The organism is Rhizobium sp. SYY.PMSO, assembly GCF_046840415.1.
Lineage (GTDB): Bacteria > Pseudomonadota > Alphaproteobacteria > Rhizobiales > Rhizobiaceae > Rhizobium.
In genome coordinates, this window is sequence record NZ_CP177349.1 from 3,370,001 (window position 1) to 3,394,966 (window position 24,966).

General features: G+C 61.3%; 20 protein-coding genes, 1 tRNA gene and 2 rRNA genes. 8 read left to right on the top strand and 15 right to left on the bottom strand.

Features of this window, described 5'->3' with window-relative positions; genetic code table 11:
* Positions 1-454: 454 nt before the first annotated feature.
* From ACJJVH_RS16290 to ACJJVH_RS16300, 3 genes are all read left to right on the top strand, one after another.
* Positions 455-3,383 (top strand): 23S ribosomal RNA (locus tag ACJJVH_RS16290).
* 192 nt (positions 3,384-3,575) lie between these two features.
* A 5S ribosomal RNA gene (gene rrf / locus ACJJVH_RS16295) occupies positions 3,576-3,690 on the top strand.
* Positions 3,691-4,016: 326 nt separating this feature from the next.
* Positions 4,017-4,093, top strand: a tRNA-Met gene (locus tag ACJJVH_RS16300).
* A gap of 87 nt (positions 4,094-4,180) precedes the next feature.
* Here ACJJVH_RS16300 and ACJJVH_RS16305 read toward each other — a convergent pair.
* From ACJJVH_RS16305 to ACJJVH_RS16330, 6 genes are all read right to left on the bottom strand, one after another.
* Positions 4,181-5,242, bottom strand: coding sequence for an ABC transporter ATP-binding protein (locus tag ACJJVH_RS16305; protein WP_412064354.1), 1,062 nt, complete (start codon positions 5,240-5,242; stop codon positions 4,181-4,183).
* A complete protein-coding gene (locus ACJJVH_RS16310; protein ID WP_113503919.1) occupies positions 5,239-6,168 on the bottom strand; it encodes a PfkB family carbohydrate kinase in 930 nt (309 codons plus the stop codon). Before ACJJVH_RS16310 ends, ACJJVH_RS16305 begins: the two co-directional genes overlap by 4 nt.
* Complete coding sequence (locus tag ACJJVH_RS16315) at positions 6,169-7,191, bottom strand: SIS domain-containing protein (protein ID WP_113503918.1); 1,023 nt, start codon at positions 7,189-7,191, stop codon at positions 6,169-6,171. It lies immediately after the preceding gene.
* The gene (locus tag ACJJVH_RS16320) at positions 7,188-8,033 is read right to left on the bottom strand and encodes a carbohydrate ABC transporter permease (RefSeq protein WP_112795613.1); all 846 of its coding nucleotides are present in this window, start codon (positions 8,031-8,033) and stop codon (positions 7,188-7,190) included. Before ACJJVH_RS16320 ends, ACJJVH_RS16315 begins: the two co-directional genes overlap by 4 nt.
* Positions 8,033-8,917 (bottom strand): carbohydrate ABC transporter permease, encoded by an 885-nt coding sequence (locus ACJJVH_RS16325; protein ID WP_113357880.1) that lies wholly within the window; start codon positions 8,915-8,917, stop codon positions 8,033-8,035. The genes ACJJVH_RS16320 and ACJJVH_RS16325 overlap by 1 nt, the downstream gene beginning before the upstream one ends.
* A gap of 180 nt (positions 8,918-9,097) precedes the next feature.
* Positions 9,098-10,336, bottom strand: coding sequence for an extracellular solute-binding protein (locus tag ACJJVH_RS16330; protein WP_412064355.1), 1,239 nt, complete (start codon positions 10,334-10,336; stop codon positions 9,098-9,100).
* A 231-nt stretch (positions 10,337-10,567) separates the two neighbouring features.
* Here ACJJVH_RS16330 and ACJJVH_RS16335 point away from each other — a divergent pair, with 231 nt between their 5' ends.
* On the top strand, positions 10,568-11,767 hold the full coding sequence (locus ACJJVH_RS16335) for an ROK family transcriptional regulator (RefSeq protein WP_113357879.1): 1,200 nt from the start codon (positions 10,568-10,570) through the stop codon (positions 11,765-11,767).
* 3 nt (positions 11,768-11,770) lie between these two features.
* On the opposite strand, the gene ACJJVH_RS16340 is transcribed toward ACJJVH_RS16335, so the two are convergent.
* On the bottom strand, positions 11,771-12,106 hold the full coding sequence (locus tag ACJJVH_RS16340; RefSeq protein WP_412064356.1) for a DUF6665 family protein: 336 nt from the start codon (positions 12,104-12,106) through the stop codon (positions 11,771-11,773).
* Between the two features lie 253 nt (positions 12,107-12,359).
* On the opposite strand from ACJJVH_RS16340, the gene ACJJVH_RS16345 reads away from it, so the two are divergent.
* Positions 12,360-12,893: a methylated-DNA--[protein]-cysteine S-methyltransferase gene (locus ACJJVH_RS16345; RefSeq protein WP_113393597.1), complete on the top strand. Its 534-nt coding sequence runs from the start codon at positions 12,360-12,362 to the stop codon at positions 12,891-12,893.
* Positions 12,894-13,142: 249 nt separating this feature from the next.
* Here ACJJVH_RS16345 and ACJJVH_RS16350 read toward each other — a convergent pair whose 3' ends face one another.
* The 5 genes from ACJJVH_RS16350 to ACJJVH_RS16370 form a co-directional block, all read right to left on the bottom strand.
* Complete coding sequence (locus ACJJVH_RS16350; protein WP_113372486.1) at positions 13,143-15,146, bottom strand: aldo/keto reductase; 2,004 nt, start codon at positions 15,144-15,146, stop codon at positions 13,143-13,145.
* Between the two features lie 55 nt (positions 15,147-15,201).
* A complete protein-coding gene (locus ACJJVH_RS16355; protein ID WP_113357877.1) occupies positions 15,202-16,290 on the bottom strand; it encodes a sn-glycerol-3-phosphate ABC transporter ATP-binding protein UgpC in 1,089 nt (362 codons plus the stop codon).
* 16 nt (positions 16,291-16,306) lie between these two features.
* Complete coding sequence (locus tag ACJJVH_RS16360; protein ID WP_113357876.1) at positions 16,307-17,143, bottom strand: carbohydrate ABC transporter permease; 837 nt, start codon at positions 17,141-17,143, stop codon at positions 16,307-16,309.
* On the bottom strand, positions 17,140-18,000 hold the full coding sequence (locus ACJJVH_RS16365; RefSeq protein ID WP_112795605.1) for a carbohydrate ABC transporter permease: 861 nt from the start codon (positions 17,998-18,000) through the stop codon (positions 17,140-17,142). Before ACJJVH_RS16365 ends, ACJJVH_RS16360 begins: the two co-directional genes overlap by 4 nt.
* Positions 18,001-18,110: 110 nt before the next feature.
* On the bottom strand, positions 18,111-19,385 hold the full coding sequence (locus tag ACJJVH_RS16370) for an ABC transporter substrate-binding protein (RefSeq protein WP_112795604.1): 1,275 nt from the start codon (positions 19,383-19,385) through the stop codon (positions 18,111-18,113).
* A gap of 86 nt (positions 19,386-19,471) precedes the next feature.
* On the opposite strand from ACJJVH_RS16370, the gene ACJJVH_RS16375 reads away from it, so the two are divergent.
* Positions 19,472-20,419 carry a helix-turn-helix domain-containing protein gene (locus ACJJVH_RS16375; RefSeq protein WP_112795603.1) on the top strand — a complete coding sequence of 316 codons (948 nt, stop codon included), beginning with the start codon at positions 19,472-19,474 and terminating at the stop codon, positions 20,417-20,419.
* Positions 20,420-20,479: 60 nt separating this feature from the next.
* Positions 20,480-21,271, top strand: a complete 792-nt coding sequence (locus tag ACJJVH_RS16380; protein ID WP_412064357.1) for a TIM barrel protein — start codon at positions 20,480-20,482, stop codon at positions 21,269-21,271.
* A gap of 103 nt (positions 21,272-21,374) precedes the next feature.
* On the opposite strand, the gene copD is transcribed toward ACJJVH_RS16380, so the two are convergent.
* Together copD and ACJJVH_RS16390 are read right to left on the bottom strand one after the other, a co-directional pair.
* The gene (gene copD / locus ACJJVH_RS16385; protein WP_113393585.1) at positions 21,375-22,259 is read right to left on the bottom strand and encodes a copper homeostasis membrane protein CopD; all 885 of its coding nucleotides are present in this window, start codon (positions 22,257-22,259) and stop codon (positions 21,375-21,377) included.
* A complete protein-coding gene (locus ACJJVH_RS16390) occupies positions 22,259-22,687 on the bottom strand; it encodes a hypothetical protein (protein WP_412064358.1) in 429 nt (142 codons plus the stop codon). Before ACJJVH_RS16390 ends, copD begins: the two co-directional genes overlap by 1 nt.
* On the opposite strand from ACJJVH_RS16390, the gene ACJJVH_RS16395 reads away from it, so the two are divergent.
* Complete coding sequence (locus ACJJVH_RS16395) at positions 22,686-23,459, top strand: metallophosphoesterase (RefSeq protein ID WP_412064359.1); 774 nt, start codon at positions 22,686-22,688, stop codon at positions 23,457-23,459. The genes ACJJVH_RS16390 and ACJJVH_RS16395 overlap by 2 nt on opposite strands.
* Before the next feature lie 8 nt (positions 23,460-23,467).
* Here ACJJVH_RS16395 and ACJJVH_RS16400 read toward each other — a convergent pair whose 3' ends face one another.
* On the bottom strand, positions 23,468-24,949 hold the full coding sequence (locus tag ACJJVH_RS16400; protein ID WP_412064360.1) for an NAD-dependent succinate-semialdehyde dehydrogenase: 1,482 nt from the start codon (positions 24,947-24,949) through the stop codon (positions 23,468-23,470).
* Positions 24,950-24,966: the final 17 nt, after the last annotated feature.

Here is a 24,966-nt window from a genome sequence, read left to right on the forward strand (position 1 = left end):
GTGTTCTGCATACATTGTGAAGAGAAGATTGATCTGGAGGCTTCCAGGTGTTTTGGGTTTAGGCCTGAGACGTCCGAGCCCGGACCTTGTGATATCGTGGATGGCCTAGCCGGCTGGAAACGAAGGAGGGGACGGAGGTAGGAAGGAAGCTTGTCGCTCTGGATTGTCAGCGTAAATTGCGCAAGCGGTTTATCGCGTCGTTGTTGATACTCTTTGGAGTATCTCTGACGGACAATCGGATTACCGTTGCCTGACCGCGCGGTACCGGATTTAATCTCGAGAAGCTGGTCTTAAGACAGGCTGCAAGCGAGCTGCTCGGCGTAGCTCCAATAAAGCAAGCCTGTCGAACACGTCGATGGCATTGTTGATAGGCTGGGTTGTAAAAGGTAACCCGGTCTGTTGCCGTTTCCTGACGGAAACGGGCAACGAGACGATGAGCATTGGCAATGAGAACGATCAAGTGTCGTAAGGGCATTTAGTGGATGCCTAGGCATGCACAGGCGATGAAGGACGTGATACGCTGCGAAAAGCCGTGGGGAGCTGCGAATAAGCTTTGATCCATGGATCTCCGAATGGGGCAACCCACCTTAAATACCTAGAAAATCTGAATTGTTGACCGCAAACATCCTGCTCTTTCGCTTGCTCTTCGGAGTGGCGAGGGAAAAGGATCGAAGCCCGTTTGGGCTTCGCAAGGCCGGAGGCCGTCGCTGCTGATGCAGCGTAGCCTCAACGGCCTGGTGGCTGGTTGGACACTTCAGGTTTCTAGGTATTGTAACAAGGTATCTTCACCTGAATAAAATAGGGTGTAAGAAGCGAACGCAGGGAACTGAAACATCTAAGTACCTGCAGGAAAGGACATCAACCGAGACTCCGCAAGTAGTGGCGAGCGAACGCGGACCAGGCCAGTGGCAATGAAGTTTAAAGTGGAAGAACCTGGAAAGGTTTGCCGTAGAGGGTGACAGCCCCGTACGCGTAGATAGCTTTATTGTCCTAGAGTAGGGCGGGACACGTGAAATCCTGTCTGAACATGGGGAGACCACTCTCCAAGCCTAAGTACTCGTGCATGACCGATAGCGAACCAGTACCGTGAGGGAAAGGTGAAAAGCACCCCGACAAGGGGAGTGAAATAGAACCTGAAACTGGATGCCTACAAACAGTCGGAGCCCGCAAGGGTGACGGCGTACCTTTTGTATAATGGGTCAACGACTTAGTGTAACAAGCAAGCTTAAGCCGGTAGGTGTAGGCGAAGCGAAAGCGAGTCTGAACAGGGCGATATAGTTTGTTGCATTAGACCCGAAACCGAGTGATCTAGCCATGAGCAGGTTGAAGGTTGGGTAACACCAACTGGAGGACCGAACCCGCATCTGTTGCAATAGATTGGGATGACTTGTGGCTAGGGGTGAAAGGCCAATCAAACTCGGAAATAGCTGGTTCTCCGCGAAATCTATTTAGGTAGAGCGTCGAGCGAATACTCCCGGGGGTAGAGCACTGGATGGGCTATGGGGACTCACCGTCTTACTGATCCTAACCAAACTCCGAATACCGGGAAGTACTACTCGGCAGACACACGGCGGGTGCTAACGTCCGTCGTGAAAAGGGCAACAACCCTAACCTCCAGCTAAGGTCCCCAAGTCATGGCTAAGTGGGAAAGGATGTGAGGATCCCAAAACAACCAGGATGTTGGCTTAGAAGCAGCCATCATTTAAAGAAAGCGTAACAGCTCACTGGTCTAGTCAAGGGTCTTTGCGCCGAAAATGTAACGGGGCTGAAGCCATGCACCGAAGCTGAGGATGTGTAGCAATACACGTGGTAGCGGAGCGTTCCGTAAGCTGATGAAGGGATACCCGTGAGGGGTCCTGGAGGTATCGGAAGTGCGAATGTTGACATGAGTAACGATAAAGAGGGTGAGAGACCCTCTCGCCGAAAGACCAAGGGTTCCTGCTTAAAGTTAATCTGAGCAGGGTTAGCCGGCCCCTAAGACGAGGCGGACACGCGTAGTCGATGGGAACCACGTTAATATTCGTGGGCCTGGTGGAAGTGACGGATTGCTTAACTTGTTCACACTTATTGGATTGTGTGGGCGGGGACGCGGTTCCAGGAAATAGCTCCACCGTACAGACCGTACCCGAAACCGACACAGGTGGTCAGGTAGAGTATACCAAGGCGCTTGAGAGAACTATGTTGAAGGAACTCGGCAAATTGCACGCGTAACTTCGGAAGAAGCGTGACCCTTATGTGCGCAAGCATGTGAGGGTGGCACAGACCAGGGGGTAGCGACTGTTTACCAAAAACACAGGGCTCTGCGAAGTCGCAAGACGACGTATAGGGTCTGACGCCTGCCCGGTGCTGGAAGGTTAAGAGGAGGGGTGCAAGCTCTGAATCGAAGCCCCAGTAAACGGCGGCCGTAACTATAACGGTCCTAAGGTAGCGAAATTCCTTGTCGGGTAAGTTCCGACCTGCACGAATGGCGTAACGACTTCCCCGCTGTCTCCAACATAGACTCAGTGAAATTGAATTCCCCGTGAAGATGCGGGGTTCCTGCGGTCAGACGGAAAGACCCCGTGCACCTTTACTATAGCTTTACACTGGCATTCGTGTCGGCATGTGTAGGATAGGTGGTAGGCTTTGAAGCAGGGACGCCAGTTCTTGTGGAGCCATCCTTGAAATACCACCCTTATCGTCATGGATGTCTAACCGCGGTCCGTCATCCGGATCCGGGACAGTGTATGGTGGGTAGTTTGACTGGGGCGGTCGCCTCCGAAAGAGTAACGGAGGCGCGCGATGGTGGGCTCAGACCGGTCGGAAATCGGTCGTCGAGTGCAATGGCATAAGCCCGCCTGACTGCGAGACTGACAAGTCGAGCAGAGACGAAAGTCGGTCATAGTGATCCGGTGGTCCCGCGTGGAAGGGCCATCGCTCAACGGATAAAAGGTACGCCGGGGATAACAGGCTGATGACCCCCAAGAGTCCATATCGACGGGGTTGTTTGGCACCTCGATGTCGGCTCATCGCATCCTGGGGCTGGAGCAGGTCCCAAGGGTTTGGCTGTTCGCCAATTAAAGCGGTACGTGAGCTGGGTTCAGAACGTCGTGAGACAGTTCGGTCCCTATCTGCCGTGGGTGTAGGAATATTGACAGGATCTGTCCCTAGTACGAGAGGACCGGGATGGACATATCTCTGGTGGACCTGTTGTCCTGCCAAGGGCATAGCAGGGTAGCTATATATGGAATGGATAACCGCTGAAGGCATCTAAGCGGGAAACCAACCTGGAAACGAGTGTTCCCTATCAGAGCCGTGGAAGACGACCACGTTGATAGGCCGGGTGTGGAAGTGCGGCAACGCATGAAGCTTACCGGTACTAATAGCTCGATTGGCTTGATCGTTCCCATTGCCAGTGCTCATCTCAGGCTGAATGCGAAAGCATTCATGCCTATCCCCCGCTGAATGCGAAAGCATTCATGCGGCATGAGCAATCCAAAGACGTGTTCAAATAGACAAAACGAGACGTCTAGTCTCACCAGCTTCTCAAATCGGGCCAAATCCGCAAGGTTTGGCCTGAAGTTGCGCTTTGCCGACCTGGTGGTTATGGCGGGGTGGCTGCACCCGTTCCCTTTCCGAACACGGCCGTGAAACGCCCCTGCGCCCATGGTACTTCGTCTTAAGACGCGGGAGAGTAGGTCGCTGCCAGGTCTGCTAATCGCAACTCAGGCTAAATCGCGTAAGCGGTTTATGCCTCGCATAAATCTTCTCTGATCGAATAACGGCTCGGCCGTGTTGCAATAGGCCGCTCATGCGGCCTTTGTCGCTTCTGAAAGCAAGAAGTTCTCCCCTTGCGCACCTGAAATAGAGGGCAAGGGAAACAAGCGATAGGACGCAACGCGGCTTACGCTGGTGGCCCCCTGAAAAAGGGTGCCTAATGAACACGAGACAAATTGCTAAAGCAATTTGCTCGGATGACGCAAGTCGGCTACGCCGGCTTGCTACTCGCGACAAATCCTCCGGATTTGCGCTGGTGACGCGGGGTGGAGCAGCCCGGTAGCTCGTCAGGCTCATAACCTGAAGGCCGCAGGTTCAAATCCTGCCCCCGCAACCAAATCTTCCCCAATCTCAAAGCCAATATCCAGCAACAATCCCGCAACCGGGCTCCTTGCTGTTCCATATCCAGAAAATCCCGCAGAACTCACCCGCATCGCAGGCCGCTGCCACGATCGAATACATGAACCCCACAGCCCAAACCCAGCCGCAACACGTCCCCCACCGCCAGCCCGCAACTCGCCGGAAGGCTCGCCATCAGACGCTGTGAACCAACATGAACCGTCACGATCAGTTCCGGACCCGTCAATTCCGTGACTTCGCAGACCGCTTCAAGCTGACCCTCGCCATCCAGATGCAGCGCTTCCGGCCGAATGCCGATCACCAGCTCCTGTCCCTGCCGGATCCCGGTGCTCGCCGCAGGCATGGGCAGCGCGATCGATGTCCCGTCGATACGCAGGCTGCCTGCTTCCGCCGTCGCGTTCAGCAGGTTCATCGGCGGCGCGCCGACGAAGGTCGCGACATGGAGTGTCGCCGGCCGGTTGTAGATCTCGTCCGGCGTGCCGAGCTGTTCGATCCGGCCGTCGCGCATCACGGCGATGCGGGTTGCAAGCGTCATCGCCTCGATCTGGTCGTGCGTCACATAGACCACCGTGGTCTTCAGCATCTGGTGAAGACGCTTCAGCTCCGTGCGCATCTCCATGCGCAGCTTGGCATCCAGGTTGGACAGCGGCTCGTCGAACAGAAAAACCTCCGGCTTGCGCACAAGTGCACGCCCAATCGCTACGCGCTGACGCTGGCCGCCAGAAAGCGCGCTCGGCTTGCGCTCGAGCAGCGATTCGATCTGTAGCAGCTTCGCCGCCTCACGCACTGCCTTGTCGCGCTCGGCAGCAGGCACTTTGCGCATTTCCAGGCCGAAGCCGATGTTGCGGTGGACCGAGAGGTTCGGATAGAGCGCATAGGACTGGAACACCATGGCGATGTCGCGGTCCTTCGGATGGACGCCGAGCACCGAGCGATCACCGATGCGGATATCGCCGCTGGTTGCCTCGGCAAGTCCGGCGATGATGTTCAGCAGCGTGGACTTGCCGCAGCCCGACGAGCCGAGCAGCACCAGGAATTCGCCGCTTTCGAGCGAAATATCGATGCCTTTCAGAGTATCTACTTCGCCGTAGCTCTTGCGGATGTTCTGGATTTCGAGCGCGCTCATTGAACGGCCTCCTCGGATGCTTGGGCCGGGCCATAGCTGCGCGGCAGAGTGGAAATGGCGCTGGAAGCGACAGCGGTCCCCGCCGAAAGGCAGGCCGCAGGCGGCTCGCCGCAGGCAAGGGCGGCCAGGAAGCCGGCATTGAAGACATCGCCGGCACCGATCGTGTCGACGACGGTGACAGGCGGCGCATCGGCCGAAACAAGGTTGCCATCTGCTTCGATGGCGATTGCGCCGTCCGCACCGCGCTTGACGACGAAGATCGCGCCGTCAGGCATCAGCGCATGGAGTATACGCGCAGCCTCGGCCGGATCGGATTTGCCGGCAAGCGTCGTCGTCTCGACTTCGTTCATCAGCGCCACGCCGCAGCGCGAGAGCCAGCGACGCGTGGCATCGCGATTCGCCTCGGTCCAGCCATCGAGCGGCCAGCCGGTGTCGAGTGCGACCGTGATCCCATGCTTGTCGGCCCAGTCGAACAGGGCGTCGTAGTCCCGCGTGAGGTCTTCGGTCAGGAAGGCGCCGCACAAAAGCGCATAGCCGCCGGCGAGCCGCTCGCCGTCGAGCACCGCCAGCACATCGTCGAGACTGAAGCGCGGCAGGTGGCCGCGTGTCGTGAAGAAGGTGCGTTCGCCATCGGGATGGGTGATGCCGACCGAGAGCGTCGTGCGCTCGGGGCTGACAGGCCACTTGCTGCTGCGCGCGCCGAACGCTTCGCTGAGCCAGCGTCCGAACTGGTCGTTGCCGACATTGGCCGATATCGCGTAGTCGACGCCGAGGCCTTCCCAGGCGAGCGCGCTATTGCCGGCCTGGCCGCCGACGCGCAACTCGTCGTGATCGACGATGATCTCCGTGCCGGCCTTCGGCCATGGCGCGGCTGGCCCGAGGATCAGGTCGATATTGACGTTGCCGATGACTGCAAGCGGCTTCATTCATTCGCTCCGGGTGATCTTGGTGGAGCGTACCGGCGTGCCGGCATTTTCCACCCGCTCGTCGGCGAAGGCGATCATCAGCGACTGCGCCACGGGCAGCATCTGGAAAATGGCCGCAAGCCCGGTTTCCGGCTTGAAGCGCAGCGTGACGCAGCCAGGGACCGGCTCTTCCTGCGAACCGTCGAAGATGATCACAGGCGCACCCGTCTCGGCAGCCGAAACGGCCATGGCCGTCACGAGGCCAGCCGTCGCATCGTTGCCGCGGAAAAGCACGACGCCAATTGACGGCCCGAGCATTTCCATCGGCCCATGGCGGAGCTGGCCGCCTTCGAGCGAGAAGCAGGGACGGCGGGAAAGTTCCGTGAGGCCGAGCGCCAGCGCTTCGGCAACGCCCTGCAGGCGGCGGCCCGAGGTGACGATCGTGGCGACATTGGCAAGTGCCGAGAGCGCCGGCTTGATATCGAGCGCCTCAGGCGCGCGAAGCACGGCCAAGGCGGGCGATGAATCCTGCCCGAGGGCGGCGAAGATCGCCAGATGCAGCGCGAAGCTCACGGTGAGGCTGCGGGTTGCGGCAAAGGCAAGCTCGGTGCCGCCAGCACCGATGAGAGAAGGCGCTGTTCTGGCAAGGAAAGAGCTGCCCTCCAGCGTCAGGCCGAAGGTCTCGGCGGTGCCGCCCGTCTCGTCGAACCAGCGCAGGACCTCGGCGCTTTCGCCGGATTGCGAGGTCATGAAGATCGTGCGTCCGTCCAGCGATAGCGGCTGGCCGAGCTGTTCGGAGAGCGGCAGCGCGATCGCATCGATGCCGGCGGCGCGATAAAGCGGCTCGACGGCGCGGTTGACGGCGTGCGAGCCGCCCATGCCGAGCAGCAGCAGCCTGCGAGTGTGCTTCAGCGAGGCGGCGGCCTTGGCGGCCATATCGGCGGCAGCCTCGAACGAGGCGAGCGCATCCGCATGCTGGCGGGCCATCTCGCGGTCGATGGCGGCAAGGCCTTCGGGGCGTGTTTTCTCTTTGGTCATGGTCATCCCTTGACGCCGCCATTGGTCAGGCCCGAGATCAGGGCGCGTTGCATGACAAGGCCGATCAGCACCGGGGGCAGGGCGGCGAGCACGCCGGCAGTCGCGATCAGTCCGTAATCCGAGACACGGCCGCCGGCGAGATCCGCGATGGCGACGGTGAGGGTCTTGGCGCGCTGGTCTGACGTGAAGAGCAGCGCATAGAAGAATTCGTCCCAGGCAAGCAGGAAGGCGAAGAGCGCCGAGGTCGCCATCACGGGCATGGCAAGCGGCAGCGTGATGATCTTCAGCGTCTGGAACAGCCCGGCGCCGTCGATCATCGCCGCGGCCTCGATCTCCTTCGGAATGGAATCGAAGCCGGATTTCATCAGCCAGGTCGTGAACGGCGCCAGGATCGTCAGGTAGACGAGCGCCAGGCCGAAGACGTTGTTGAGCAGGCCGAGATGGGCAAGGCCCATGTAGAGCGGCACGGCCAGCGCCACCGGCGGCAGCATGTAGGTGGCGATGACCATGGACAGAGACCAGCCGACCGAGGGCGTGCGGGACACGGCCCAGCCGGCGGGGATGGCGAGTGCGATGGCGGCAATGGTCGCCATGCCTGCCACTTCGATGCTGTTGCGCAGCGAAGAGGTGAAGGCGGCGCCCTCGCTGTTTTCCAGCGTCGACAGCAGCACCTTGTAACGCGAGAAATCTGGTGTCTGCGGCCACCAGCGCAGCGGCTTGGCGGCAAGGTCGGCAGCCGGCGAAATGCTCATGATGAAGAGCCAGGCGATCGGCGCCAGGATAACGGCGGCAAGCAGGATGGCGCAGACATAGACGAAGCAGGTGAAGAGCGGGCTCTTGCGTTCCATCAGGCGGCACTCCCTGCGGTTTTGCGGACAAGGGCGGCATAGGCGGCGGCAAGCACAGTGACCAGCAGCGTGACGATGAGGGCGAGCGATGCGCCGGACCCCGCCCGCTGGAAGGAAAACGCTTCCTGATAGACGAGGATCGACAGCGTGCGCGTGCTGTTTGCCGGTCCGCCGCGTGTCATCACCCAGATGATGTCGAAGACCTTGAAGGCCTCGATGGTGCGCAGCACCAGCGCCACCATCAGCGGTCCGACAAGATAGGGAAGGATGACGAAGCGGAAACGCTTGAAGGGGCCTGCGCCATCGACCAGCGATGCGGCGGTGATGTCACGCGGCACGGCCTGCAGGGCGGCGAGCGCGATCAGGGCCACCAGCGGGAAATTCTTCCAGCAATCAGCGACGATGAGCGCCGTCAGCGCCGTGCCCGGCTCGCCGAGCCAGGAGCGATAGGCGTCGATGAGACCGAGCTGGGTGAGTGCCGCATTGAGGGCACCGTATTCCGGATTGTAGATCAGGCGCCAGAGCGTCGCGTTGACGACCGTCGGCAGCGCCCAGGGCAGGATCATCAGCGCTCGCAGCGCCCCTCGGCCCTTGAAGTCCTGGTTCAGCAGCAGCGCGGCAAGCACGCCGAGCACCATTTCGGCGGCGACGGAGACGACCGCGAACCAGGTTGTGGTGATCAGTGTGCGCTGGAAATTGGAGTTCGCCAGCATCTTCGCGTAGTTGTCGATGCCGACGAAATTGCCGCCGGTTCCGACAAGCTTTGCGTCCGTGAAGGAAAGGCCGACGGTATCGGCGAGAGGCCAGCCGATGACGGCAACCATCACCACAAGCAGCGGCAGCATCAAAAGCCAGGCGCGGGTCGTCATAGAGGTGCCGGACATGACAGGCCCCTTCTTTCATTCTTCATGGAGGTTAGGGCGGGCGGCGAGCAGAGCATGATGCCGAAAGTATGATCGGTTTTCGGTCGACATCATGCTCTCTTTCTCTGATGCCGGAGCGGATTCAGATTCTAGGACGAACAGACCTGAAATCATCCGCTCCAGTACCACCCGGTAAGACTATCAGAGACCGCTGTTGTCGGCAGCGGACTTCAGTGCATCTTCCGGCGAAGACTGGCCGAGCAGCGATTCCTGGATCGCCTGCTGAAGCGCGGTCGACAGTTCCTGATACTTCGGCGTCGTCGGACGCGGATACATCGCGGCAAGCCCCACCTTGGCAGCCGCGATCAGCTCTTCCTGCCCCTTGGTGACGGCCGGATCGTCATAGGACGATGCCCAGATCGGCAGGCTGAGCTTGGCATACTGGTTTTGCGTCGCCTGCGAGGTCATGAAGGAGATGTATTTCCAGGCTTCGTCCGGATGCTTGCTGGCCGTGGTGATGCCGAGGCCCATGGAGCCGTTGACGGCCGAAGCCTCGCTCTTGCCGGCAACGCCCGGTGCCGGCACGACGCCGACCTTGCCGGCGACCTTGCTGTCCTTCGGATCGTTCGCCATGTTGTACATGTAGGTCCAGTTCAGCGCGAAGGCGGCATCGCCGTTCTCGAAGACCTTGCGGACATCCTCCTCGAGGAATTCCTTGGAGTTCGGGTTGGTGAGGCCGGATTTGTAGCTGTCGACCATGTATTTCAGGGCATCGAGGCCGCCGCCGTTCTGGAAGTCCGGCTTGCCATCCTTGATGAAATCGCCCTTGTAGGCGCTGACGAGCGTGGCGTAGTCGCAGATCGCGGCTTCGGCCTGCGACCAGCTCCAGGCGATCGGGGTTGCGAGCAAACCCTTGTCCTTGATGATCTTCGCCTGTTCGTTCAGTTCGTCCCAGGTCTTCGGCGGCGTCTTGATGCCGGCCTTTTCCAGGATTTCCTTGTTGTAGAACAGGTACTTGGTATCCAGGATCCAGGGCATGCCGTAGTACTTGCCGCCATACTGCACCGTCGTCCAGGCGCCCGGCAGCACGTTCTTCCTCGTGTCGTCCGGGATGCGCGAGGACACGTCGACCAGAACCTTGTTGGTCGCGTATTCGGCCGGCCAGATCACGTCGAACAGGACGACGTCGTAGCCGCCGCCGGAGCCTTGAGCGAGCACGGTCTTGTCGTGCAGGCCTTCGTAGGGGACGAATTCGAGATTGACCTTGATATCCGGATTGGCCTTGGTGAAGGCATCCGTCATGGCGCGCACATCGGCTTCGCTAAAGGCCGCCTGCGCCATGAAGAGGGCATTGATCGTCGTTTCGGCGAAGGCATGCGAGGCGAAGGATACGCCGATCAGCGCTGCGCCGAGCAATGTCTTGTTCATTGATTTCAACATTCCATCCTCCAGTTTTTGACAGTCACGCGATTTTTCCGATGCCGGCTCGAGCGTCGCCATCGATTATCGGGCAGGCAATCGGCTTGGCCGGCTGCCGCACGCGGATCGGAGCGTCTTCCGAGCCTTTAAGCCCTCTGCGTTCCCTTTTCGAAACTCTGCGGTTTCTTTTAAGTCAATTGTATTGACTAATTTGTTCTTCAATATTCTATTGGTGTCAAGAGGCAAATACATATGGACGACAATCGCCCGATCAGGGCTACGAGCGGAACGAATCACGAAGGCACCAGCGCCCATAACCGGCGGGTGATCATCGATGCCCTGCGGCTGAACGGCGCGCTTTCGCGCGCGGATCTCGCGCGGGCCACCCGTCTGACGAAGCAGACGGTCTCCAACATCATGGAGGAGCTGGAAAACGACGGGCTGGTCACGTCAAGGGAAACGGTGCGGCGCGGCCGGGGCCAGCCCTCCACGCCCTATGGTCTCGTGCCGGAAGGCGCCTTCGCCATCGGCTTGCAGATCGACCGCCACGTTACCCGGGCCATCGCCGTCGATCTCGTCGGCAATGTTTTGATCCGCAAGGAAGCGAACCTGCCGGCCGGCGGACCGGCGACCGGCACGCCGGTCGTGCTGCAGCTGGTACAGGACGTGCGCGCCGAACTCAAGCAGCGCGTGGCGCAGGCGGAGAAACGCCTCGTCGGCCTCGGTGCGGCGATGCCGGGCCCCTTCGGCATCGAGCAGGACGATGTCGATAACCCCTGGATGATGGGCCCCTGGCAACGCTTCCCGCTGCTGGAAACGCTCTCTGCCGGCACCGGCCTTAACGTCACCCTACAGAACGACGCCGCCGCCTGTGCGACCGCCGAGCGCATGGTGGGAGCCGCGCACGGCCTCGACCACGCGGTCTGTCTCTATGTCGGTTACGGCATTGGCGCGGGACTCATCCTCGGCGGCGAACTCTACAGCGGCGCCCATGGCAATGCCGGCGAAATCGGCATGGCCCTGCTGACGGCCGGCGGCCGGCTGACTCAGCTGGAACATCGAGCCTCGCTGGCCTCGCTTTACGACCATCTCGGCGTCGATCCGATGGCGCCCGATATTTACGCGCTGATCAACGACCGCGCTGCCGCCGACGACCCCGAAATTCTTGCCTGGATCGAAAGGGCGGCGGTCGACCTGCGCTGGAGCGTGCAGCTCATCGAAACCGTCTTCGATCCGCAGACGGTAATTCTCTGCGGCGCCCCCGCGGCGCTGGCAACGCGTCTGATCGCCGCCATGCAGCCGCTGTTGCCGTCCAATGCGGATCGCCCCGGCCGATCGTTGCCGCGTCTGCAGCTCGGCATGACCGATCCCTGGGCCGTGGCGCGCGGTGCGGCGGCGGAACCGATCGGCCATGCCTTCGATCCGCGTTTCCAGGCGATCCTGAAATCCTGAGGTTCAGGGGTGCCGGGGGCTTGCCCCAAGCCGCGCAAGCACCTTGTTCGGGATACCGTAGCGCTGGATGACGTCGCGGCCGTTGCGCAGGCCGCAGATCTCGCGGTGAATGAACATGCCCCAGACGGCTTCGGCGGCGGTGTCCACCAGTCTTTCGTGCTCCACGCCTTGCTTGCCCTTGGCCTCGCCCTCCTGCAATGCGGCGAGCGCCGTCTCGACCTTCATGCCGTGATGGCCGAGCGTACTCGCCCGTTCCGACATCATCTCGTACTCGAGAACGCCGAGGCCGGTCTCGTTCATGTGCGATGGACTGAAATTGCGCGGCGGGCGAACCGTCATATCGGGCTCTGCCTCCTCGATGATTTGCCTCTAATTGTTTTTACACAATTTGAGCCCGTTTCCCAAGCGCGACCATGAATTCCGTGTCAGCTTGAACCTGCGCGCATGAAGCCTAAATGCCGGGATTTCGCTGCCGGCGAACTCTTTTCGGGTGGTTGCAGGCCGTCATTTGAGGTCCAATGCGGACATCAGCGCTTCATCGCAGGCAATCTCGCCCGATACCATGAGCGCAATTCAAGGAAAGGATATCGGCATGACCAAGGCTCCGAAAAATGCAGAAAAGCACTATGTCTCTCGGATCATGAATTCGCCTGTCGGCGCCCTGAAGCTCGTCGGCAGCGACGACGGGCTTGCCGCGATCCTGTGGGATAACGATCGGCCGGGCCGCGTGCCGCTGCTGATCGTGGCCGAGGATGAAAGCCATCCCGTGCTCCTCGAAACCGAACGGCAGCTGCGTGAATATTTCGCCGGCGAGCGACAGGCTTTCGATCTGCCGCTCGACTTTGCCGGGACGGAGTTCCAGCAGAAGGTCTGGCAGGCGCTGCTCGCCATCCCCTTCGGCGAGACGAGGAGCTATCGCCAGATCGCAACGGAGATCGGCTCGGCCAAGGCGATCCGCGCGGTCGGCGCCGCCAACGGCCGCAACCCGATCTCGATCGTCGCGCCATGCCATCGCGTGGTTGGCTCGGCCGGCGATCTCAGGGGATTTGCCGGCGGCCTCGAGCGCAAGGCCTATCTTCTGCGGCTCGAAGGAGCGGACACGAAGACCTTCGATTTCGCCGCCTGATCTCTCATGTTTAAACTCCTTCTCCCCCACGGGAGAAGGTGGCCCGAAGGGCCGGATGAGGGGGGGTAATTGCGCTGATTTAATTGGCTTTTGTGCCCTTGGCGAATCCCCCTCATCCGCCTGTCGGCACCTTCTCCCCGAGGGGAGAAGGTGGTGCGTGGCAACCATCTCTTCCCATGTAAAAAAGCCCATCCGGTTTCCCGGATGGGCTTTTTGTTTCGGTATCACCTTTCAAGTAAGGCGCCGGTCTCAGCCTTCGAGCCACTTCACCTGTTCCGGCGTCAGCTTGATGTCGAGCGCCGAAAGGCTGTCTTCCAGCTCGGCGATCGTGCGCGGGCCGATCAGGGGTATCACAGGGAAGGGCTGGGCGACGACATAGGCGAGCGCGATGTGGATCGGGCTGCGGCCGAGTTTCTGCGCCAGTTCGATCGCCCTGTCGCGGCGGCCGAAATTGCGGTCGGAATACCAGACGCGCACCAATTCCTCATCGTCGCGCTTGTCGCGGCCGGCACGGTCGGTGAAGAAGCCGCGTCCCTGGCTCGACCAGGCGAAGTTCGGGATCTGCTTGGCATTGAGCCACGCCTTCCACTCGTCGTCGGAGGCGGCGATGCAGCCGGCCCAGATCGGGTCGAGCATTTCCGCCAGCGAGAAGTTGTTGGAGAGGGCAGCCGGTGCCGTCTTGCCATTCTTCTCGGCATAGGCGATGGCCTCGTCGAAGCGGGCACGCGTCCAGTTCGAGCCGCCGAAGATTCCGCGAATGCGGCCGGCCTTCACCTCGGCATCCATGGCATCGACGAATTCGCCGACGGGAACGTCGGTATTGTCGCGGTGCATGAAGTAGATGTCGACATAGTCGGTCTTCAGGCGGTTGAGCGACTGGTCGAGCTGCTTGGCGATCATGTCCGGGTAGCAAAGCGGCGAATGCGCGCCCTTGCCGATCAGCACGATCTCCTCGCGCGGCACGTTGCGGCTCGTATGCCAATCGCCGAAGATGCTCTCCGTCTTGCCGCCGCCATAGACATAGGCCGTGTCGAAGGCATTGCCGCCTGCTTCATAGAAGGCGTCGAGCGTCAGCGAGGCGGCCGCGAAATTCGGGAAGAACTCGAAGCCGAGCGTGACGAGCGAAGCCGGCTTGGAAATGCCCGGAATGCTGCGCTTGGGGATGCTGTTGCCCTTGGCAACGGTTGCGCCGGCGATGTTCTTCGTGCGGCGGGTTGCCTTCTCCACCTCGTATTCGAGGCCGATCGAGGCACGCCACTGATCGAGGACCCGCAGGTTGCCGATCGAATCCGCCCAGCCGATGCCGGGATAGGCGAACTCCTTCTTGCCGGCGCGGATGGCATCGCCGGCGGCATCGACTTCGAAGGAATAAAGCCAGCGGTCTTCCTTGACTTCGATGGTCTGGGTCTCGCCCCCCTTGATCACGTCGATCTTGCCGACGCCGCCCTTGTGGCCGGATGCGAACCAGAAGTCCGCGACTTCGATGCGGCCCTCCGAGCCGATGATGCGCAGCGTGTTGTCCTGGTTCGCCATGATCGAGCATGAGACTTCGGCGACGATGCCGTTCGGAAACTTCAGCACGGCGGAAGCCCATTCGTCGACGCCTGTCTGGCCGAGATGGCCGACACCCGAGACCTTGTCGGGATCGAGGAACGGCTTGCCGTCGACCGCACCGGCAATCAGTCGCGCCATCGATACCGGATAGCCGCCGACATCGAGAATACCGCCGCCGGCGGTTTCATTGGCGAACAGCCGATGTTCCGGATTTACCTTGCCCATGTTGAAGCCGAAGGATGAGCGGATGATGCGCAATTCGCCGATCGTGCCGCTTTTTACCAGTTCGATCAGCTTCGCCGTCTGCGGATGGACGCGGTACATGAAGGCTTCGCCGGCGAAGACGCCGGCCTTCTTCGCTTCGTGGTAGATGGCGTCGGCATCGAAGGCTGAAAGCGCGATCGGCTTTTCGACCAGCACATGCTTGCCGGCGCGGATCGCCTTGATCGCCCATTCGGCATGGCCGGTATGCGGCGTGGCGATATAGACGGCGTCGATCTCCTTGTCGGCCAGCAAAGCTTCATAGCCGTTGACGATGCGCGCACCGGGAAAATTGTCGCCGAGGCCGGGCTTGTCCGGATTGCGGCTGGCGATGGCCACCAGCTTGCCGCTGCGGGAATGGGCGACGCCATCGGCAAAAGTCTGCGCGATCCGGCCGGGGCCGATGATGCCCCAGCGGATGGGTGTGTCGGTAGTCATGGAACGGTCCTTTCCTAAATCTGCATGCTGTCCTGGGAGGGGTGAAGGGCAGCGCCTACCGCAATCGGTTGCCGGCGCTGTCGAACAGGAATGTCTTGGCCGCCGACAGCGCCACGGTGAGCTTGTCGCGATTGCCCGTATTGCGGGACTCCTCGCGCTCGATGACGATCTGCTCGCCGCCTTCGATATTGGCGTAGATGTAGCTGGTATTGCCGAGATGCTCGGCGACATCGACGTCGACGGTCATGTCCGCGTCGCCGCGTCCGGCCTCCAGAAAATGTTCCGGACGAACGCCCAGCATCACCGATTGGCCGACCTCGGCCTTTGCCGGGCTGATCGGCAATGTCAGCTGCACATTGCGCTGGCCCTTGAGCACGATGGAGACGCGGCCAGGCTGGTTGTCGGCGATCTCGGCCTGCAGGAAGTTCATTTTCGGCGAACCGACGAAGCCGGCGACGAACTGGTTGGCCGGATCGTCGTAGAGATCGAGCGGCGCTCCCACCTGTTCGATATTGCCGTTGCGCAGCACGACGATCTTGTCGGCAAGCGTCATGGCCTCCGTCTGGTCGTGCGTCACGTAGATCATCGTCGTGCCGAGCTTCTTGTGCAGGCGCGAGATTTCGACGCGCATCTGCACGCGCAATTCGGCATCGAGGTTGGACAGCGGCTCGTCGAACAGGAAGATTTGCGGCTCGCGCACGATGGCGCGGCCGATGGCGACGCGCTGGCGCTGGCCGCCGGAAAGCTGCTTCGGCCGGCGCTGCATCAATTCGGTGATCTGCAGGATCTCGGCGGCCTGCTTGACACGGCGGTCGGTGTCGGCCTTCGGGTTGCCGTTCATGCGCAGCCCGAAATTGAGGTTCTGCTCGACCGTCAGGTGCGGATAGAGCGCATAGGACTGAAAGACCATGGCGATGCCGCGATCGGCCGGCTCGACATCGTTGACCACGCGGCCGCCGATCCTGAGCTCGCCGCCGGAGATATCCTCCAGCCCGGCGATCATGCGTAGCAGCGTGGACTTGCCGCATCCGGACGGCCCGACGAAGACGACGAATTCGCCGTCCTTCACCTCCAGATTGGCGCCGTGGATGATCTCCAGCGAACCGTAGCGCTTGACGACATTGGTAAGAGACAGTTCAGCCATGCGGGGTCTCCCGGAATTATTTGATTGCGCCGGCGGCAATGCCGGCGATGAAGTGGCGCTGCAGGAGAACGAAGACGATGAGGATCGGCGCCGTCAGCATCACGGCGCCGGCCATGATGCCGCCCCAGGAGACCCTGGTGAGTCCGATCAGCGTTCCGAGCGCCACGGGCGCGGTCATCATCCCCGGCCGGGAATTGATGAGCAGCGGCCAGAGGTAATTGTTCCAGGAAGCCAGGAACAGGATGATGGCGAGCGCCGCCATGGTCGGCCGCGCCAGCGGCAGGGCGATGCGCAGGAAGATCTGCCATTCCTTGACGCCCTCGACGCGGGCCGCGTCGAAAAGCTCGCCCGGCATCATCGAGAAGGCCTGGCGCATGAACAGCACGCCGAGCGAATTGAAAAGAGGCGGGACGATCAGCGCGACCCATGAATTGGCCAGCCCGAAATCGCGAGCCACCATGATGAACTGCGGAATGACGACGACGGAATAGGGCAGCGTGATCGTGCCGAGGATGATGCCGATGACGCCCGAACGGCCGGCGAACTGGTAGCGCGCCAGAGCCCACCCGGCCATCGAGGTCAGCAGCACGGACAGGACGGTATAGACGACGGCGACGACGATGGAGATCGTCATGGCGCCGATGAAGTTGGTATCGGCCTGCAGGTTCCGGACGTTGTCCAGGAAACCCGTCGACGGTGTCAGGATGATGCCGGGACTGAAGATGCCGTAGTCGGGCATGGTCGAGAAGACGAACATCATCCAGAGCGGAAACAGCCAGATTATGGCGAGCGGTGCCAGCAGGCCGTGCAAGGCAAGCGAGCGGATGAGAGTGGATTTGGACTTCGATTTCATTTCGGTTCGCGCCCCACCCAGAGATTGAGAAGAGAGATGACCACAGCGAGCGCTGCCATCGTGTAGGCGATCGCCGAGGCATAGCCGAAGTTGGTCGACTGGAAGGCCTGGCGATAGAGCAGGAGGCCGAGCGTCTCCGTCCCGCCGCCGGGACCGCCCCTGTTGGTGATCAGATATGGTTCGGTGAAGAGCTGCATGGTGCCGATGACGGACAGCACGACGCAGAAGAGGATGATCGGCTTCAGGAGCGGCAGGGTGATGTGGATGAACTGCTTGAAACGGCTGACGCGGTCGAGCGTTGCGGCCTCGTAGACATCCTCGGGGATCGATTGCAGCCCGGAAAGGATGATGATGGCGTTATAGCCGGCCCAGCGCCAGGTGACGGCGATGATGATGAGCAGCATGGCGGCATGCGATTCGGCGAACCACGAAACCGGTGCGATGCCGACCGTGCCGAGAAGCTTGTTGATGATACCGAAGTCGACGTTGAACATCAGGCGGAACACGGCGGCATAGGCCACTTCGCCGACGACCACGGGCGCGAAGAAAGCAAAGCGAAAAATGCTACGCGCCTTCAACAGCGGCGAGTTCAGCAGCACCGCCATGACCGTGGCGAGCGTGATCATGACGGGGACCTGAACGATCAGGATAATCAGCGTGTTTTGAAGCGCGTTGTAGAAGGCCGGGTCGCCGAACAGGCGCCCCCAGTTGATCGAGGTGTTGAATACCCATGGATTGACACGCGTGTTCTGGAACGAGATCAGAAACGAATCGATGATCGGCCAGACCCAGAAAGCGGCGAACACCAGAAGATAGGGTGCAAGGAACGCGTAGGCGCTCCGGTTTCGCAACCGCATGAAATCCTTCTCCTTTATGCGCGGTGAAATGACTCATGACCGCATCCCCGCCGCCCTGAGAGCGGCGGGGATGCCGGGCGCGGCTTGGGATGCGCGCCCGGCAGTGTCACTCATTTCGCGAGCGGCAGACCTGTCGCCGAGGCGATCTGCTGGGCCGCATCGTCGAGCGCGGCCTTGCCGTTTGGATAGCCGCCGGCAAGGTATTTCGTCTGTACGGCCTTTATGATTTCATCGGCGTCGCTGAAATACTGGGTGCCGGGGCTCGGGCGGATTTTCGGCAGGGTGGCGAGGATATCGGCCCAGACTTTTTGCCCGCCCCAATAGGGCTGCGGCTGGTTGACGAAGGGATCCTGAACCGCCGTCAGCAGCGACGGCACAAGCCCGAAGGACTTCAGCATCGTCACCTGGCCCTCATTGGTGCCGAGCGTGTATTCGAGGAATTTCCAGGCGGCTTCCTTGTTCTTGGAGCCGTTCGAGATCGCCAGCGACGAGCCGCCGAGATTGGCCGCATGCGGGCCGTCGGCCGTCATGCTCGGCATCGGATAGACGCCCCATTTGCCCGCGAGATCCGGCGAGGTCGAGCGAACGGTGCCTTCGTACCAGCCGCCATAGAGCTGCGATGCCACCTTGCTTGCCGTGTTCGCCTGGATTTTCTCGTTCCAGTTCGCCGCGGTCATCAGGCCGGCGTCCTTGATTTCCTTTACCTTGTCCAGCGCCTGGACGCAGCCGGGCTGGTTGACGGTGATGCTCTGGCTGTCATTCGAGAAGTAGCCGCAGCCCTGTTCGTTGGCGAGCATGCGGAACCATTCGCTGTCGCCATTGAGATCGGCTTGCGTCATCACAACGCCGGGATTGGCGGCGGAGATCTTTTTGCCGGCGGCGATGAAATCGTCCCAGGTCTTGATCGTTGCCGGATCGACGCCTGCCTTTTCATACATGTCGCGGCGATAGAACATGGTGACCGGGCCGGAATCCCATGGCATTGCATAGGCGGCGTCGCCGACTTCGAGCTCGGCGCGCTTGAAATCCGGGAACTGCTTCTTGAGTGCATCATTATAGCCGAGCTTCGTCAGGTCGGTCAGGCAGTCCGGAAAGCGGTTCCAGAAGATCGAAGCCTTGTGGTTTTCGATCGACATGACGTCGGGCAGACCGTCGCCGCCGGCCGCGCATGCAGCCAGCATTTTATCGAAGACCTGCGGGTTGCCGATGTCCTGCACATCGACCTTGATATCGGGATATTTCTTGTTGAATCCCTCGAGCGTGGATTTCAGCGCCGACGCGGCGATGTTCCAGCTCCAGACTGTGATGGTGGTTTGTTCCGCGAAAGCGGAACCGGAAGCGAGCAAGGCAGCAAGCGCCGTCGCTCCAGCAAGTTTTAAACGCATTGAAAATCCTCCCTTTTCAATTGCCGTCCTCAAGAGAACACGCTTAAACTAGCTGCCCGTACGCTTCTGTCTCCTAAAAAAGGAACATCGACTTGGCGAAAAGTAAGGTAGGTCAACGGGCAATTTATCAGCCGGGCGCGAGCAGCGTCGAAGGGCTCCCGAATGTCCTTCAGATGTTCCATAACCATCCGTTGCCGATGGCAAAGCCGCATTGGCACGCGCAGGTGGAAGTGAATTACATCGTTCGCGGCACCGTGCACTACCGCATAGGCAACCACGAGCTTACTTTGAGAGCCGGCGAGATCTGCCTTTTCTGGGGCGGACAGCCGCATCAGCTGGACGAATTGTCCGACGACGCGATCTATGCGGGCGCGCATCTGCCGCTCGTGCATTTCTTCCGCCTGCGTCTGCCGCTCGATATTTCCGGGCGCCTCATCCGCGGGCAGGCCCTCATCAGCTCGGCGACCGATGCCGCCGATGACGAGAATTTCGCCCGATGGCACCGTTATGTCATGTCCGACGACGGTGCCAGGGCGGAACATGCCGTTGCCGAACTTCTCCTGCGCCTGGAGCGCATCGCCTTCGAGCCGTACCGCATGGTGCCGGAACGGCAGGGAAACCTGGCAAGCGAGCAGGCCCATCCGCAATCCTCGCGCAGCCTGGCGCGAATGTGCGATTTCATCGCCGACAATTTTCTGCACGATATCGATACGGTCGATATCGCCAAGGCGGCGCGTCTCCATCCGAAATACGCCATGAACCTCTTCAAGAAGTCCACCGGCATGACGCTGGCCAAATATGTGAGCCTGCTGCGTCTTTCGCGCGCCCAGGCGATGCTGATGCGCGACGGCGCCAATGTCCTGCAGGTTGCCATGGACAGTGGTTTCGGCTCGATCAGCGCCTTCAACAAGTCCTTCCGCCACATTGCCGGCATGACGCCTTCCGATTTCCGCCGGGACATGCGCGTTCTCTCCGCAATGAACGTGGAAGCCATCGATTCATCGGCGAGGCGCCCTCCGCATATTCAGCGCTGACCCTCTTGCGGCCGCCGCCGATCCCGCGCATTGCTGGGAAAAGTGCGGGAGGAGAATTTCATGCGGCAATTTTCGGCTTGTATCGAGTGGTTGTTTGCGCGCGACGGCGACGCCTTTGCGGATCGCGTGCGGCTGGCGCATGAGGCGGGGCTCGATGCGATCGAGTTCTGGCGTTGGACGAACAAGGATGTCGATGCCATCGCCGCCGCGGTTGCCGAGACCGGCATCGCGGTTTCCGGCCTGGTGGCGGAGCCGATGATCGCGCTGACGAATCCGGCGAACAAGGAGGCCTGGCTGGACGGTTTGCGCAAGTCCGTCGCCGTGGCGCAGCGCCTCGGCGCCCAGGTCCTGATCGCGCAGGCCGGCGACGATCAGCCGGAGTTTTCGCGTGCCGACCAGCGGGCCGCCCTCGTCGGCGCCCTCAGCGCCGGCGCCGATATTCTGCAGGGGTCCGGTGTTCGGCTCGGCCTTGAGCCGCTGAATACGAAGATCGACCATGTCGGCTATTATCTGTCGTCGACGGCCGAGGGCCTGGATATCGTCGACGAAGTCGGCCGCGCGGAAATCGGCATCGTCTACGATCTCTATCATTCCGCCGTCATGGGCGAGGATACGCGCGAGGTCGTCGGTGATCGCATCGACCGCATCGTGCATCTTCATGTCGCCGATCATCCCGGCCGCAACGATCCCGGCACCGGCGATATCGATCTGGCGGAGCGGCTGGATTGGCTGTTCGCCCATGGCTATCGCGGCAGGGTGGGCCTGGAATACAGGCCGGCGACCAGCGATGCGGCAGCCGCTCGCGCCGTGGTGAAGTCTCTCGGTGGGGCCGAGCGGGCAAAGCTTCCATAGATTGGAGCCTTTCCGCTTTTCCTCGAATCGCGAAAACGCCCCATCCTTTTGTTCTCAAGCAATTCCGGACGGAAAACCGCTATGTTCTTTTCCTGGAATTGCTCTATGCCGGCTCCAGCATTCCGAAGACCGAAACCAGCCCGATCACCAGCATGCCGATGGCGATTTCGGCGATGCTTCCCAGCCGGAGGGCATGCAGCGCGCGGCCGGGATTGCGGCCGATCCAGGGAACGAAGACATAGCGATTGACGATCGCCAGCAACGCCATGACGGCGACCAGAGCGATCTTGAGCGCGAGCAGCGTCTGGTAGGGCGACGACCAGTCCGTCGGCAGCCGTTTCAGGATCAGCATGGTATTGACGAGGCCGGAGAGGATGACGAGCGCGACCGCAGCATGCCCGGCATTGGAGAACCGGCGCAACGCCCGTTGCGCGGCCGCCCTGCAGTCCGGCCGCCCGAGAAGCCGCAGAATAGGGATCAACGGCACCAGCGCCCCCAGCCAGCCGCCGCCGGTCAGTACATGAAGGATATCGTTGGCGCGATGCGCTTGGCGCAGCCACCCCTCTAGCATCGAGGCGTGACCGGTCAGCGAGAGCGCCGCCAGCCCCAGGCCGGAGGCCAGGGCCAGCCCATGGCGGCGCCAGCTCTCGGGCAGCAGGAAGGCGCAAACCATCATCGCGGTGGTCAGCGCCTGTGCCTGCCATGCTCGCCCGACGGTGGTGTCGAACAGGACATCGTGCACCATGCCGACATCGAGCGCATCGCTCCATCCATTCCCGATAATGGCGGTGGCCGCAGGCAGCGATATCAGCATCGCCAGGCCACCCACCAGCGCGATCAGCAAAAACGGCATTGCCATCCCGCGCCAGACAATATCCGCAATCGCCTTCGGCACCAGAAGGGAGAGATAGGCGCAGGAGCCCCACAGAAGCATCAGGGATGCGTCGTGCAGAAAGCGGCAGAGTTCGAGCGCTGTCGTCGGATCCATCACAGCTTCACGATAAATTTACAGGCGCCATAGGTGTGATGTTCCAGGTCGGTGTGGTGTCGTTTCGCCCGGCAATCGGCAACTGTCCTGCCGAGTCCGCCAGAAGCAATTCCAGGAAAAGTGCGTAGCGGTTTTCCGTCCGGAATTGCGTGAGAACAGAAGGATGGAGCTTTTCGCGATTCGAGGAAAAGCGGAAAGGTTCTAGCGCGATAGGATTGCGGATACGCACTGTCAACTTTCTCCAAGGCATAAAGGAACCATTCGGGACGCTTTGCCGCAAGCAAGGCCGATGCCGCAGGCCCGATCTCGCGGCCGGCATCGTCATGGGTGATGATTTCCGCCTTTTTGGCAAAGAATCGTCGCTTTTGAGTCCTTTTTGCAGACACAGTTAAGGCGTTCCGGGGTGTGCGCTCGAAAGGCAGTTTCATGGCGGCATCTAGAATACGCGAAAAAATGGCAAATGGCTTCGGCCATCGGCGACGTCGCGAGCGGCTCGATCATCTTGACATGCCCACCTACGTCATCGGCGATGTCCATGGCCGCTATGATCTCCTGAGTGCGCTGGAGCGCAAGATCGTCGCCGATGCGGCAGGGCTGCCGGGCCGAAAGCTCATTATCATGCTGGGTGATTACATCGATCGCGGGCCCGCCTCGGCGCAGGTCGTCGGCCGGATCATGGCGCCGCCGCCGAACGGTTTCGATCGCATCTGCCTGACCGGAAATCATGAGATGGCGATGCTTGCCTATGTCGATGGCGAGATATCGCTGGAGGATTGGGTCGGGCTCGGCGGCGATGCAACGCTGGCGTCCTATGGCGTGGATATCCCGAAACTGAAAGAGCAATATCCCAAGCAGAAGACGCTCGATGCCTTCATCCGAACCTGGTTGCCTGACGATCACGTCACTTTCCTGCGCCGGCTGCCGATCCTGCTGGACACGCCGGAAGCATTGTTCGTTCATGCCGGCATAGATCCCGATCGTCCGATCTCGGAGCAGCGGGACGACGACCTCGTTTTCATCCGTTCCCGCTTCTACGACAGTGCCCAGCCGCTGCCGAAGCTGATCGTCCACGGCCATACGCCCATCCGGCGAGCCGAAGTCAACGGTCTCAGGCTCAATCTCGATACCGGCGCGTTTCACACCGGTCGATTGAGCGCGGCCCGTCTGTGGAAGGGCCGCGTTCACATTAGCTCGACTTGATTTGCCGGCTATAGATTGCCGATGCAGAGATATTTCATTTCCAGATAGTCGTCGGCGCCATGGCGCGAGCCTTCACGGCCGAGGCCGGATTGCTTGATACCGCCGAACGGCGCCGTCTCCGTCGACATCAGGCCGGTATTGATGCCGACCATGCCGTATTCCAGCGCTTCCGCCACACGCCAGACCTTCTTGAGGTCGCCGGCGAAGAAATAGGCGGCAAGGCCGAATTCGGTGTCGTTCGCCTGCGCGATGACGTCCTCGACGGTGTCGAAGCGGAAGAGCGGCGCGACCGGGCCGAAGGTCTCCTCGCGCGCGACCTTCATGCTCCGGCCGACGCCTGTCAGGATGGTCGGCGCAAAGAAGGTGCCGGCACCCTCGATGCGTTTGCCGCCGAGCACGATGCGGGCGCCTTTCGACACGGCGTCCTGTACATGGTCCTCGGCCTTGGCGACGCCCTGTTCGTCGATCAGCGGCCCGACCGTCACCCCCGGCTTGAAGCCGTCGCCGACGGAAAGTTCGCTCACTTTGGCGGCAAGCTTGGCCGCAAAGGCGTCATAGACGCTGGACTGGACATAGATGCGGTTGGCGCAGACGCAGGTCTGGCCGGCATTGCGGTATTTCGACGCCATCGCCCCTTCCACGGCGGCATCGAGATCCGCGTCGTCGAACACGATGAAGGGCGCGTTGCCGCCGAGCTCGAGGCTGACTTTCTTGATCTGGTCGGCGCACTGGCGCATCAGGATGCGGCCGACCTCGGTCGAGCCGGTGAAGCTGATTTTGCGCACCTTCGCATTGCCGCAAAGCTCGCGGCCGATCGCCGGGCCGTCGATGCCGACGATGATGTTGAGAACGCCGGCCGGAACGCCCGCCTCTTCGGCCAGAACGGCCAGTGCGATCGCCGTCAGCGGCGTCTGCTCGGCAGGCTTGGAGACGACGGTGCAGCCGACGGCCAGCGCCGGCGCGATCTTGCGGGCGATCATCGCCGCTGGGAAGTTCCAGGGCGTGATCGTGCCGACGACGCCGACAGGCTGCTTGATGACCACCATGCGCTTGTCGTTGGAGGGGGCGGGGATGGTTTCGCCGTAGATGCGCTTGGCCTCTTCCGCATACCATTCGACATAGGACGCGGCATAGAGGATCTCGCCTTTGGCTTCCGGCAGCGGCTTGCCCATTTCGGCCGTCAGGATCGCGGCGAGATCATCGGCATTGGCGACCATCAGATCGAACCATTTCCGCAGGATCGCGGCGCGATCCTTGGCCGGACGGGCGGCCCAGGCGACCTGGGCGATGGAAGCGGCATCGATCGCGGCGGTCGTCTCGGCAGCACCCATGTCGGGCAGCGAGGCGAGCACTTCGCCGGTGGCGGGATTGATGACATCGAATGTCTCGGTTGCGCCCCCCGCCGTCCAGGCGCCGTTGATATAGCCGGCGGCGCGCAGGAAGCGCGAGGAGAAGGGAACATGCTTGGTCATTGCTGATGTAAAGGACATGCTATGCACTCCGACAG